The sequence below is a fragment of the Streptomyces sp. CT34 genome (assembly GCF_000805335.1).
Taxonomy (GTDB): Bacteria; Actinomycetota; Actinomycetes; order Streptomycetales; family Streptomycetaceae; genus Streptomyces.
In genome coordinates this window covers 6,818,171-6,830,536 of record NZ_KN708638.1, presented here as the reverse complement: position 1 = coordinate 6,830,536, position 12,366 = coordinate 6,818,171, and the positions used below count along the sequence as shown (strand labels likewise).

Annotated in this window: 9 protein-coding genes and 2 pseudogenes; 5 read left to right on the top strand and 6 right to left on the bottom strand. The window is 71.4% G+C overall.

Going from position 1 to position 12,366, the window contains the following annotated elements; all coding sequences use genetic code 11:
• The 4 genes and pseudogenes from RZ84_RS39960 to RZ84_RS41890 all read left to right on the top strand — a co-directional run.
• A pseudogene (locus RZ84_RS39960) lies at nt 1-311 on the top strand (hypothetical protein); the annotation flags it as partial.
• A gap of 32 nt (nt 312-343) precedes the next feature.
• Nucleotides 344-778 (top strand): roadblock/LC7 domain-containing protein, encoded by a 435-nt coding sequence (locus tag RZ84_RS39955; protein WP_043271203.1) that lies wholly within the window; start codon nt 344-346, stop codon nt 776-778.
• A gap of 14 nt (nt 779-792) precedes the next feature.
• Nucleotides 793-1,446 (top strand): DUF742 domain-containing protein, encoded by a 654-nt coding sequence (locus RZ84_RS29810; protein WP_043267368.1) that lies wholly within the window; start codon nt 793-795, stop codon nt 1,444-1,446.
• Nucleotides 1,447-1,750: 304 nt separating this feature from the next.
• Nucleotides 1,751-1,908 (top strand): annotated as a pseudogene (locus RZ84_RS41890) (universal stress protein); the annotation flags it as partial.
• 436 nt (nt 1,909-2,344) lie between these two features.
• Here the strand turns inward: RZ84_RS41890 and RZ84_RS29805 are convergent.
• Complete coding sequence (locus RZ84_RS29805) at nt 2,345-2,881, bottom strand: GNAT family N-acetyltransferase (RefSeq protein WP_043267366.1); 537 nt, start codon at nt 2,879-2,881, stop codon at nt 2,345-2,347.
• Between the two features lie 784 nt (nt 2,882-3,665).
• Here RZ84_RS29805 and RZ84_RS29800 point away from each other — a divergent pair.
• Nucleotides 3,666-4,022 (top strand): MiAMP1 family antimicrobial peptide, encoded by a 357-nt coding sequence (locus RZ84_RS29800; RefSeq protein WP_043267364.1) that lies wholly within the window; start codon nt 3,666-3,668, stop codon nt 4,020-4,022.
• Nucleotides 4,023-4,218: 196 nt separating this feature from the next.
• Here RZ84_RS29800 and RZ84_RS29795 read toward each other — a convergent pair whose 3' ends face one another.
• The 5 genes from RZ84_RS29795 to RZ84_RS29775 form a co-directional block, all read right to left on the bottom strand.
• Nucleotides 4,219-6,852, bottom strand: coding sequence for an NACHT domain-containing protein (locus tag RZ84_RS29795; RefSeq protein ID WP_043267362.1), 2,634 nt, complete (start codon nt 6,850-6,852; stop codon nt 4,219-4,221).
• A gap of 375 nt (nt 6,853-7,227) precedes the next feature.
• A complete protein-coding gene (locus tag RZ84_RS29790) occupies nt 7,228-7,740 on the bottom strand; it encodes an O-acetyl-ADP-ribose deacetylase (protein ID WP_043267359.1) in 513 nt (170 codons plus the stop codon).
• Nucleotides 7,741-7,798: 58 nt separating this feature from the next.
• On the bottom strand, nt 7,799-9,220 hold the full coding sequence (locus RZ84_RS29785) for a phytoene desaturase family protein (RefSeq protein WP_043267357.1): 1,422 nt from the start codon (nt 9,218-9,220) through the stop codon (nt 7,799-7,801).
• Nucleotides 9,221-9,259: 39 nt separating this feature from the next.
• Nucleotides 9,260-10,177, bottom strand: a complete 918-nt coding sequence (locus RZ84_RS29780; RefSeq protein WP_078894327.1) for an inositol monophosphatase family protein — start codon at nt 10,175-10,177, stop codon at nt 9,260-9,262.
• A 217-nt stretch (nt 10,178-10,394) separates the two neighbouring features.
• A complete protein-coding gene (locus tag RZ84_RS29775) occupies nt 10,395-12,233 on the bottom strand; it encodes a gamma-glutamyltransferase family protein (RefSeq protein ID WP_043267353.1) in 1,839 nt (612 codons plus the stop codon).
• Between the last annotated feature and the right edge of the window lie 133 nt (nt 12,234-12,366).

Genomic DNA, 12,366 nt, shown 5'->3' with positions numbered 1-12,366 from the left:
CCGGTTCCCCCCCCGCCCCCGCCCCTCTGCCACGCCGCCTCGACCAGCGGCGGGCGAAGCCCGCCGCCCCCGCACATCCGGTCGACGCCGAGGCGTCGGACGCCCGGGGGACATCGGACGCCCGGGAGACAGGCGAACACACGCCGGCCGGGCTGCCCCGGCGGGTGCCCCGCAAGCCCCCGGCCACGGACCGGGCCGACCAGAGCAGCGCCGTACAGAAGACATCCACGCACCTGGCCGCCGACCGCGCCCACACGTTCCTCAGCAGCTACCAGTCGGCCATCCACCGGGCCCGCCCCGACGAGACATGACCAGCATCGACGAATCCGAGCAGGAAGAACCCATGACCTCATCGCAGACTCGGGAGGTGAGCCAGTTCGGATGGCTGGTCACCAACTTCACCGAGCGCGTACCCAACGTCGCCCACGCCGTGGTGATCTCCGCCGACGGCTTGTTGCTCACCGCATCGAACCGGCTGCCGGACCATTGCGCCGAGCAACTCGCCACCGTCGCCGCGGGCGCCATCAGCCTCATCCAAGGAGCTTCCCACTGTCTGGACAGTGGGAACGTGCTGCGTACCGTGGTCCAGATGGAGCGCGGGAACATGCTGCTCATGTCGGTCAGGGACGGCTCGTGCCTGGTGGTACTGGCCGCTCCGGACTGCGAGATCGGTCAAGTCGCCTACGAGATGACCGTGCTCGTCGACAAGGTCGGTGAAATGCTGACCCCCGAACTACGCGCCGAGCTGCAGGATGTGAAACCGACCGCAGCCCGCTAGCCGTTGAGGAGATCATGAGCACCGGTGGAGATCCCTCTTGGGGCGACCCGAGAAAGGGCGAGGGTGCCGAGGACGACCACACGTTCGCCGATGTGCTCAACGCGTTCAGTTTCGACAACGCGCGGCGCAGACGGAGGAAGTCCCGCCCCAGTGGCACGCCAGGGGAGGCGGCTGCCCGTGATGGAAAGGAAAGCCCACCCCCGGCCCCCACGCGCGCCTTCACCCCGGCCCCGGACGACGACGAACCGCAGCCTGGCGCTTGGGGGCACGAACCACAGCCGTCCACTTGGGAGTTGGAACAGGAGCCGAACCAGGACGAGGAACAGGAATCCGCCTCGATAGTCCGCGCCTACGCCTGGACCGGCGGCCGGACAAGGCCGCACTACGACTTCCGGATCGAGACCCTGGTGACGACCACCGAGCTGGGCCACCGTTCCGCCGGTGTCACGCAGGCCGACCACCAGGCGGTGATCGTGCTGTGCTCGGAGCCGAGATCGGTCGCCGAGGTCGCGGCGCGGCTCTCGGTGCCTTTGGGGGTGGCCAAGGTCATCCTCAGCGACATGGCGCAACACGGGCTGATCTCCGTCCATCAGACGGCCACCGAGAACGGCGACGTCCCGGACCGCGCACTGCTCGAAAGAGTCCTGAGCGGACTTCACCGACTCTAGCCGGCAACCGGCCGTGCACGGATGCCGGCGTCCCGCCTTGCACGGGTCCGTGGTAAGCCGGTCACGAACTCCCAGGTCGGCCCACCTGGTAAGCCGCACGCGGAACTCAGACAACCCTCCTTCCTCCCCTCTCCGGCCTGTTCTGGGTGGGGGGTGGGGTGGGGCTGGGCGTGTTTTGGGGGCGCGGCGCGTGAGTCGGGTCCGCCGCGCTCACTCGCCGCGCCGGCCGTTACCGCTTCTGATGCGGGGGTGTGGCCGGGGTTCTGCCGGGTGGTGAGCGCGATGATGAGGGGCCGTTTGTGTCGACGGCGACCGCGCCCACCTCGGACCCCGAAGCCTCGGACCAGCCAGCCGCTTCATCGTCGACCACGCCCCCGCCCCGTCCTGCTGGTCTGGCCCGAGCCCGCACCCGGTATGGCCACCCTGCCGCCACCGCCGCCTCATCCACCCCACCACCGATAGGCCATGGGACATGGGCTGCGGGAGGAGCGAGCGGCGGTGCGGCCAGTGGCGCCGAGGGCTGCCGGACTCGTGCGGTGGCTGTCTCGGACCCCACCGCACACAAGGCCCTGCTCCGCCGGGGCTTCGCCCTGGAGTACGCCGCCCTCGGTTGGAACGTGGCCGGCCGGCCCCACGGGCGCATCACCGCGCATGCCGGTACCACCAAAAGCAGCGCGATGGAGAGTGTCTCCTCAAACGACGCGTTCGGAACCGGTCCTTCCCCGCCAATACCAACGGCCCCTCATCATCGCGCTCACCACCTGGCAGAACCCCAGGCGCACACCCCTGCACCAGATGTCCTGTGCGACTGGAGGCTTCGCCGTCGGGTGCGGGTGACCAGCGGGACGAAGAGTGTGTCTTCGCATCGCGTGCCGAGGCTGTGCAGACTTGCTTTGCGTCAGAGCGGGTCGAGATGCATCAGAACCTCGTCGCGGTCGTCCCCGTCCGCGAGACGGAGGGCACCGGGCCAGCGGCCGACTTCCTTCCAGCCGAGACGCCCGTAGAACGCTTCGAGCCCCACCCCGCCTCGTGCCGCGAGGTGGAGCTGTTCGAGCCTCATCTCATCACGGGCGATCCGGCGAACCTCGTTCATCAGGGCGGCTCCGAAACCTCGCCCCTGGTGCCTCGGCCTGGTCTGAACGTGATGGAGCGTTCCCCAGTGCGCTATCAGCTCAAAGGGGTCACGGCGAACATTGAGCCAGCCAATGAGTTCACCGCCGGCCGTAGCGGTGAGCAGTCGACTGGTGTTCAGGGAGAGCGCGTTCACGACCTTGTCGACGGCCGGAGCCGCTTGTTTCTCGTCGATCGGGGGGAAGGGAAAGCCTGCCGCGCCCCCAGCATTGGTGACCTCAATCCAGCAGTCGGTGAGCGCGCGCTTCACCTGTTCGGTGACCTGGCTGGGGGCTGTGTACTGCTGGAAGCTGGGAATCGGCATTCCCGGATCCTCTCACGCGGATTCAGCAGCACTGAGTGCCTCCTCCGCCCGCCGGCGTCGAAGGCGTGCGGCCCCGGCTTGGAGTTCATTCCTGGCCGTTCCCCGCAGGCAGGGTCTGCAGCCACTCCTCGACGGTACGGAGTTCATCCGAGGTGTATTCCCCGCTGCCGCGTCCGAGTGCGCGATACAGCCGGGCTTGAGCTGGACGCGGCCCGCTGCTGTTCTCAGTGCGTCGACGACCAGGGTGGCGCGGTGGTGGTCGGCCATGGAGTAGCCGACGATTTTGCGAGTGGCCAGGTCGAGCAGGTCGCGAGCTCTTCGGCGGCAACGCCCGTATGGACGTCGAATCGGTGCCGGACGGCGGGAAGGGAGTTCCCCCCTCCGAGCCGACCCGCGGCCCCCTCGAACGGCCGGCCCCTGTCGCACCATGGTGGGGCACTGTTATCGCCCCGGGCCACGTGGAGGGAAGCCGGACGCTCGGCCAACGTCGATACACCAGTTGCAGTTCACTGCACTCAGAGACCGGCTCCTGACCAACAGGAGCAGCGAACTATGGCTGGAGCACAAAGCGGCCTGCCAAGTCCGGATGATCGCCGGGTAGCGCGCTGAACTGCGAAGGAAATCCCCTACGCACGAGATCATTTGGAGTGTCCTGAAAGCGGTGCGTGCGCCTTCCGTTCTTTTCCGTCGGCCCACTACGGTGTGTGGCGCCATAGCGCGGTGACGTGACCGCTGTGGCATCTGGACAGGACAGCAGTCCAGCAAGCACACAAGGGGGATCTTCATGCGAAAGTTCATGTTCAGCCGGCGCGCGGCGGCGGTACTGGTGGCTACCGCGGCGATCGGCGGGGCCGTAGCAGCGGCCCCGGCAACGGCAGCCGAGTCCCGCCCCGCCGGAATGACCTCGTCATTCGTCGCCTACCCGGGAACGAGCTTCACGGGGCAGCCGGTCGACATCAATGGCTGCGGCCTGCACGACATCCCCGCCCACGGCTCCTACAAGTGGATTGCCCGGGGGCAGAGCGGGCGCATGTACGACCAGCCCGGCGCAGGAGGGCCTGTTCACACCGTCCTCGCCAGCGACGAGAACGCGGAGCAGTCCACTCCTTTCGGTTGGCAGAGCATCTTCATTGTCTGCTGACGCCAATGACGGCGCCGAGAGGCCATTGACCAGGTAAGTGCGCGGGTCCCCGGGAATCAGGGGACCCGCGCCAGGGCGGCCCAAAACAGCGTCGCTATCCCACCTCGGACCAGGCGGCACGCGATGGTGCGGCGGGCGAGTGCGAGAAACTGGTTTCCCCGGGCATGGGTGCGCTCGATCGGCGGCCTTTTCGCTTTTATGGCTTCGGCTTGCCCGACACCCCGTCGCGCTCGATACGGACCCGCTCCGGTACGCCGTGCACCGCGCCGACAAGGCGGCCGAGCCGCAGCGTCGTCAGCCGCGGGAAGGCGCTCAGCCAGTCAAGGTCACGTCGGGTGTCGTAGACCACCAGGTGCAGATGTGTGAGCCGGTCGGCGACCAGACCGTCCACGAGCTCCTCCGGGGTGAGCTGTTCGGCGACCCTGATGCGCTCCCGGCCGCCGAGGCGGCGCAGTTCGGCCAGCTCGGTCCGGTCCGTGACCGTGAAGTACAGCCCCTCCGGATCCAGATGGGCGATGATCTCGGTCGCGTACCGCTCGGTGTCGAACCGCCGCCATGCCGCGGCCAGTTCGGCCCGCACCGCGAGCGAGCGGTGCGAACGCAGCCGGGCCAGATAGTCGATGGCCGCGTCGTCCCGTATCCCGCAGGCGGTCGCCGCCAGCAGTAGTGCCCGGTGGTCGGATGTCCCGTCCGGCTCGGGCAGCAGTTCCAGCGCGATCGGTCCGATCCAGCCAAGGCCCCGCGCGCTCTCGATGGTGTCCGGCTGTACCAGGAAGCGGGTCCGTTGCCGCACTATCGCCCGTGTCTGAGGGCTCATCTCGGTCGCATGCTCCAGGCAGGCGGCAGCCAGCAGCTTGCAGTACTTGGCCTTGGCCGCGGGCAGCCCGGGGCGGGGCGAGACCAGATTCTCGATCATCGTGGCGCACTCATCGGGCCGGGCCAGTGAGACGGCCATCCGGATGACCTCGTCCCAGTCCGATCGATGTGCGTTGTTGACCAGGAACGGGAAGTCGTGCCGCTCCACGGCTTCCTTGGCACTGAGGTAGTCCTGGAAGGTGCGGTGGACGAAGTCCACCGAGCCCGGCGCCGGGATCCGCAACAACCCGGTGCGGTGCAGCAGGTGGTCGAAGAGTTCCTCCGCCGTGCCCTGCTCCCCCGCGCTGGGGATGGCGGGAAGGAAGCGTGCCAGAATCTCGACGGCCGTCCTACGGTCGAGCTCGGTCCGGTCGTTGAGCAGCATCCAGTGGGCCAGCTTCTGCAGCAGCCGCTCCTTGGCCTCCCGGTCCAGCACGATCCCGTCGGCGTCGACCTCGCGTTCTGGATCACGCCGCTCCAACAGCATCGCCAGCGCCGCCTTGTAGAGCGCCTTGCGACCGCGCGGCAGGATCCCGTTGCGATCCCGGTTCAGCGCACAGATCAGCCCGCACATCAGGGGGTTGGCGGCCAGCCGGCGCAGTTCACGGATCAACCGGACCGAGTGCAGCAGCTTGCGCTCGTAGTCGGGAAGCCGAGCGTGGTCGCGGCCGACGTCGCTCGCGGCGGCTGCGTGCCAGGAACGGATGAACCGGGCCACCTGGTCCCGGTTCATCGGCGCCAGGCTCATTTCACCAAACCCCTGTGCGGCCAGCCAGTTGGGCCGTACGGCGGCGGGCCGGGAGGTCACCAGCCAGACGTTCCCCGGGAACTGCCGCAGCAGTTGATCCAACTCCGTGCGGATCTTCTCGCGGCGCTCGGCCGGCGCCTCGTCGATGCCGTCGATCAGCATCAGCCCGCGACCGGACCTGAGTACCCGTAGGGGCCAGGCGTCCGGCTCCGCTCCGGACAGCGGATGCCGCGCCGCCGACAGGAATTCGACGGGTAGGGGCAGGTCCCGGTCGGAGAAGCGCCGCACGGGCAGCACGAACGGCACCCGTCCGCGGAGCGCGTTCAGCTCCGCGGGAAGCTGCTGTTTGGCGGTCGAGACAGCGAGCCACTGCACCACCGTGGTCTTCCCGGACCCGGCGATCCCGCGGAGCAACACCCGCTCCTGCCCGGCCAGTGCGTGCTCGACGGGCACGGGCGGCTGCGGACCGTACGACTCCGTCCCGCTGACCGGCCCGTCCGCGCTGTGATCCGGCTCCCCTTCCGGGAACTCCACGCCCAGGCTCAGGTAGGTGGCGTCCAGCGACCAGCTGTCCGGCGAGTTGGCGAAGTCGACCCCGACGATGGTCACTTGACTGTGCTGCTTGACCAGGCTGTCCGCGTACTCGGCCTCGAACGCGGCATCCGCGGCGGACTGGGGCGGCGGCAGCCGATCCAGCAGCCCGATGACCTCCTCGATGCGGCGGCTCTGCTCGACCAGGGTCCGGGCGACGAACGTCGAGCGCTGCGTGAAGAAATGCAGGATGTGCACGCTTGCGGTGTCCACGAGCCGGTCGTGGAACCGCGCCCCGTCCTTCGACAACTCCCGGCAGGCGTCCGGCGCTTGTGCCCGAAGTCGCCGCGCGAACCGCTCGGGCCCGAGCCCGACGGCCTGCACATCGTCCATGTCCAGCTCACCGAGGCCGTACAACGTCCGGCATACCGCGTCGGTGACGGCCGCGTGCTCGCCCTCCCGGTACCGGTCGTGCGGCCCGACGGCCCGCTGGGCCCGCTCCACCAACGCACCGGTGAGCTTGCGCAGGTCACTGTCGGAGAGCGTCCGCTTCTCGCCCCGGAACGACACCAGCCCGGAGACCCGGACGGCCCGTTCCACAAGCCCGGCACCCGGACCGTCCTGCCGGAAAAGCCGCTTGACCAGCGGCACGCAGACACTTGACGCGATGCGTAACCCGATAGTGGTCGGCTCCATCTTTCCGAGCGTAGGGGAAAGAACGCGATCGCGATGGCGATGTGCTCATCCCAGGGCCCCAGAAGCAGTGCACCCGTGGTGAGGTGCGAGGCCGCCGCAACTGGCGGGCCATGGCTCGTCGTTCGTGGCAGATGGTGCGGGCTTGCCGATGTCGGCGGCGGCACTACCAGCGGCTTGTTGACGGCAGAGGTGTATGCGCCACTCCGCTGGAGCGGGTGGGGACGGGTCATGCTACTGGTGGGCATCCCGATGCGGACACGTCCATGAAGCCGGGCATCCACGTCCGGTGTACGGCCGCCTCAGGAGAGGCGGCCGTACACCGGATGCTGCAAGGTCGGGGACTCGGGCACCACAGGCGAACCGAACCGTGGCTCGCTACCGGAGTTGTGCGGCGAACGCCTCGTACGCCCGCTCGTCGAAGAGGACGAACCTGACCTCCTCGACCGCGGTCCGCGTGCCCCGCACGGTCTCCACCGCGATCCGGGCGGCGTCCTCCATCGGCCACCCGTAGATCCCGGCGGAGACGGCCGGGAACGCCACCGTGCGGGCGCCCAGTTCGTCAGCAACCCGCAACGACTCCCGATAGCAGGAGGCCAGCAGCTCCGACCGGTCCTCCTCGTGGGTAAAACGCGGGCCCACGGTGTGGATCACCCAGCGGGCGGGGAGCCGGCCGGCGGTGGTGGCGACGGCGGCGCCGGTGGGCAGGCCGCGGCCGTACCGGTCGGCGCGCAGGGCGCGGCACTCGTCGAGGATGTCCGGGCCGCCGCGCCGGTGGATCGCGCCGTCCACTCCCCCGCCGCCGAGCAGGGAGGAGTTGGCGGCGTTGACCACCGCGTCCACGGCCTGTTCGGTGATGTCGCCCTGGATGAGGGTGAGGGTGGTGTTCATGGGCGAAGAGCGTAGTAGGGAGGGCGGGGGCGGGGCGGCCGGGACGGACGCGCCGGGGTCAGCGGCGGCGGGCGCGGAGCCGGCGCCAGACCGCCTTGGCGGCGTAGTGGCCGGACATGCCGTGGACGCCGGGGCCGGGTGGGGTGGCCTGGGAGCAGAGGTAGACCGCGGGGTGGGCGGTTTGGTAGGGGACGCGGGCGAGTTTGGGGCGGATGAGGAGGCGCAGGCCGGCCGCGGAGCCGGTGGCGGTGTCGCCGCCCACGTAGTTGGCGTTGCGGGCGGCGAGCTGCGGCGGGCCGGCGACGGCGCGGGCCAGGACGCGGTCGCGGAAGCCGGGGGCGAAGCGTTCGATCTGCCGCTCGACGACGTCGGTGGCGTCGCCGTCCCAGCCGTTGGGGACGTGGCCGTAGGCCCAGAAGGTGTGCTTTCCCTCGGGGGCGCGGGTGGGGTCGATGGTGCTGGGCTGGGCGGTGATGAGGAACGGGACGGAGGGGTCGCGGCCTTCGGAGGCGGCGTCGAGCGCCGCCGAGATCTCGGCGCTGGTGGGGCCGATGTGGACGGTGCCGGCGCGCTGGGCGTCCTTGGCGGTCCAGGGGACGGGGCCGTCCAGCGCGTAGTCGATCTTGAAGACGCTGGGGCCGTACCGGACGTCGCGGTAGGCGTTGCCGAGGCGGGCGATCCGGGCGAGTGCGGTGGGCGAGGTGTCGAAGATGTAGGCGCGGGCCGGCGGGAGGTCGTCGAGGCGTTTGACCTCGAAGTCGGTGTGGACGGCACCGCCGTGGGCGCGCAGCAGTCCGGCGAGGGCGTCGGAGAGGGCCTGGGAGCCGCCGCGGGGCACCGGCCAGCCGTTGGCGTGTGCGGCGAGCGCGAACATCAGGGCCAGCCCGCTGGTGCCGAAGCCGCGGAGCGGGGCGATGGCGTGGGCGGCGAGGCCGGCCAGCAGGGCGCGGGCCTTCTCGTCCTGGAAGCGGCGGTTGAGGAGGGTGACCGGCTGCATGGCGACCAGCCCGAACCGGGCGTAGGTGACCGGGTCGCCGGGCAGCCCGAGCCACTGGGTGCGCAGGAAGTCGCGGGAGAGGGCGTCCCACTTGCCGACGAACGGGGCGACCAGCCGGCGGTAGGTGCCGGCGTCGCGCGGTCCGAAGGACATGGCGGTCTCGCCGACGGAGTGGGCCAGTACCCCGGCCGTGCCGTCGGGGAAGGGGTGCGCCATGGGGAGGTCGGGGTGCAGCCACTCCAGGCCGTACCGCTCCAGGGGCATGGTGCGGAAGGCGGGTGAGCCGATGGCGAGGGGGTGGACCGCGGAGCAGGGGTCGTGGCGGAAGCCGGGGAGGGTCAGTTCCTCGGTACGGGCTCCGCCGCCGACGGTGTCGCGCGCCTCGAAGATCTCCACGGACATGCCGCGGCGGGCCAGTTCGACCGCCGCCGTCAGGCCGTTGGGTCCTGCGCCGATCACGACGGCATCGAGCATCCTCGGCACCTCGCCACTCCCCTCACGTCCGACCCTCGTCGGTGAGGATCAGTTGGCCGCTGCCAGCAGTCCGAGGATACGCCGCGCCGTGTCGGCGTCCCGTGCCGCGGTGAAGGGGAGCGCGTTGCCGCCGGCTATGCGGAACGGCTGGCCGGCGACGGTGCCGCTGGCGCCGCCCGCTTCATGGACGAGGAGCAGTCCGGCGGCGTGGTCCCAGGCGTTTTCCCAGCTGAAGGCGGTGGCGTCGATGCGGCCCTGGGCTATGTGGAGGTATTCCAGGCCGGCCGAGCCGCAGGGACGGGGGGCGATGCCGTCGGTGTCCAGGGCGGCCAGCACGCGCTTCTGGTCGTCGTCGGTGAAGTCGTGGTGGGAGGTGGCGACTTCGAGGGCGGCGCCGGCGGCGGGGTGGCCGGCGGTGAGCCGTTCGCCGTTCAGCCAGGCGCCGGCGCCGCGGCGGGCGGTGGCCATCAGGCCGAGGGCGGGCGCGTACGTCCACGAGGCGAGCAGTTCGCCGTGGTGGGCGAGGGTGACCAGGGTGGCGAAGCCGGGGTCGCCGTGGACGAACTGGCGGGTGCCGTCGACGGGGTCGACGATCCATACGAGGGCGTCGCCGCGCAGCGCGTCGAGGACGGTGGGGTCGGCGTGCACCGCTTCCTCGCCGACGACGCGGGAGCCGGGCAGCAGGGCCGTCAGGGCGGCGGTCAGCTGCTCCTCGGCGCGGCGGTCGGCGACGGTGACGAGGTCGTGCGGGCCGTTCTTCTCGACGATGTCCTCGGCGGCGAGCTGCCGGAAGCGCGGCATGATCTCGTCGGCGGCGGCCCGGCGGATGGCGTCCTCGACGGCGGCCAGGTCCAGTGTGGAGAGGTCCGGCGACGGGGTCACCGGGGCCGCTGCGGGGGTGGTCGTGAGGGCTTCGGTGATATTCGTGGTATCTCCCGAATCTTGGGTACGAAATGCTTCGATCATGCATCCATCGAACCACGGGCCACTGACACGGCAGCTGGACTCCGGGTGAACTCCTGATGCCGCGGAGGGCACGGGCGGGTGCGGCGGGGCCGGCGGCGGCCGGTCGCGCACCCGCGCACCGCCCCTTCTCCGGCCGCCCCCATCCCCGCTTCCGCCCGCGCCGGCGGGCCGGTGCCGTCCGCCCGCGCGCGGGCCGGTGCCGTCCGGCGGGTCGGTGTCAGCGCCCCACCGCGTATCCCTGCATCCCGCGCGGGTTCGCCGCCGCCGACAGCACCCCGGTTCCCGGGTCGCGGGCCACCGCGCACAGCCGCCCCTCCGACCAGGCGGCCCCGACGGTGACGTCGTGCCCGCGCCGCCGCAGCTCCTCGACGACCTCGGTGCCGATACGGGACTCGACGGTGACGCTGCCGGGCCGCATCCCACGCGGGAAGAAGGAGCCGGGGAAGGAGTCGTGGTGCCAGTTCGGGGCGTCGATGGCGCCCTGGAGATCGGGGCCGCCGCGGACTTCCGGGCGCAGCACCGCGGCGAGGAAGAAGTGCAGCTGCCACTGGTCCTGCTGGTCGCCGCCGGGGGTGCCGAAGGCCATGACGGGGACGCCGTCGCGCAGCGCGAGGGACGGGGTGAGGGTGGTGCGGGGGCGGCGCCCGGGGGTGAGGGTGTTGGGCAGGCCCTCTTCCAGCCAGGCCATCTGGAGCCGGGTGCCGAGCGGGAAGCCGAGCGCCGGGATGACGGGGTTGGACTGGAGCCAACCGCCGGAGGGGGTGGCGGAGACCAGGTTGCCCCAGCGGTCGGCGACGTCGAGGTGACAGGTGTCGCCGCGGGTGGTGCCGTCCGGGTCGACCCGGGGCACGGCGGCGGACGGCCCGCCGCGGGCCACGGTCGGCTCCCCCGCCCCGCTCCCCGAGATGCCCAGCGGGTCGAAGCCGCCCGCCCCCGTGGCCACCGCCAGGGCGTGCCGGGCGAGCCGGGGCGGGCGCCCGTCCGGGCTGCCGGGCCGCAGGGCGTACGAGGCGTGGTCGTCGACGAGCCCGCGGCGCTCGGTGTTGTAGCCGTCGGCGAGCAGGGCGGGCAGCGGTACCTCCGCGGCGTCGCCGTACCACGCCTCGCGGTCGGCCATCGCGAGTTTGCTGCCCTCGATGAGCAGGTGGACGTATTCGGGGCTGCCGTAGGCGGGCAACTCGTCGGGGAGCAGGGTGAGTTGCTGGAGGAAGACGGGGCCCTGGGACCAGCCGCCGGCCTTGGCGACGGTCCAGCCGCGCCAGTCGTGGGTGACCGGGTCCTCGTAGGTGGCGGAGTAGCCGGCCAGGTCGTCCCCGGTGAGGGTGCCGGCGTGGCGCTCGCCCGAGGTGTCCAGGGCGGGGCGGGCCGCGAAGTCCGCGAGCGCCTCGCCGATGAAGCCCTCGCGCCAGATCCGGCGGGCGGCGTCGAGCTGCGCCTCGCGATCCGCCGACGCGGCCTGCGCCTCCGTGATCAGGCGGCGCCAGGTGGCGGCGAGCGGGCGGTTGGTGAGCAGTCCGCCGGGGGCCACGGACCTGCCGCCGGGGAGGTAGATCTCGGCGGACGAGGTCCACTCGGTGGTGAACAGTTCCCGGACGGTCTCCACGGTCTCCCCTATCCGCTCCACGGCGGGGTGGCCGTGCTCGGCGTAGCCGATGGCGTACCGCAGGACCTCGGCCAGCGTTTTGGTGCCGTGGTCGCGGAGCAGCAGCATCCACGCGTCGAAGGCGCCGGGGACGGCGGCGGCGAGCGGGCCGGTGCCGGGCACCAGGTCGAGGCCGAGGGCGGTGTAGTGGGCGACGCTCGCCCCGGCGGGTGCCGGGCCCTGGCCGCAGAGCACCCGCACCGGCCCGCCGGCGGGCGCCAGGATGATGGGCACCTCGCCGGCCGGCCCGTTCAGGTGCGGCTCGACGACGTGCAGCACGAATCCGGCGGCGACCGCGGCGTCGAAGGCGTTGCCGCCGTCCTCCAGGACGGCCATCGCGGACTGGGAGGCCAGCCAGTGCGTGCTGGCGGCCATCCCGAAGGTGCCTTGGAGGGTGGGGCGGGTGGTGAACACGGGGCCTCCTTGCCGTCGGTGGATCGGTGCGCGCCGCCTGCGTCCGGAATCCGCAGGGGTGTACGGATCACCCGTACCCTCCCCGCACGGCCCCGCACCGCACCGCGCTCCCCCGCCACGCCGACGGCGCCCG

What these genes read in the sequence shown, in the direction of transcription:
- RZ84_RS29780 (WP_078894327.1), bottom strand. Translation starts at nt 10,177, where the DNA reads ATGATCGAAGCATTTCGTACCCAAGATTCGGGAGATACCACGAATATC.
- RZ84_RS29790 (WP_043267359.1), bottom strand. Translation starts at nt 7,740, where the DNA reads ATGAACACCACCCTCACCCTCATCCAGGGCGACATCACCGAACAGGCC.
- RZ84_RS39955 (WP_043271203.1), top strand. Translation starts at nt 344, where the DNA reads ATGACCTCATCGCAGACTCGGGAGGTGAGCCAGTTCGGATGGCTGGTC.
- RZ84_RS29810 (WP_043267368.1), top strand. Translation starts at nt 793, where the DNA reads ATGAGCACCGGTGGAGATCCCTCTTGGGGCGACCCGAGAAAGGGCGAG.
- RZ84_RS29800 (WP_043267364.1), top strand. Translation starts at nt 3,666, where the DNA reads ATGCGAAAGTTCATGTTCAGCCGGCGCGCGGCGGCGGTACTGGTGGCT.
- RZ84_RS29795 (WP_043267362.1), bottom strand. Translation starts at nt 6,852, where the DNA reads ATGGAGCCGACCACTATCGGGTTACGCATCGCGTCAAGTGTCTGCGTG.
- RZ84_RS29805 (WP_043267366.1), bottom strand. Translation starts at nt 2,881, where the DNA reads ATGCCGATTCCCAGCTTCCAGCAGTACACAGCCCCCAGCCAGGTCACC.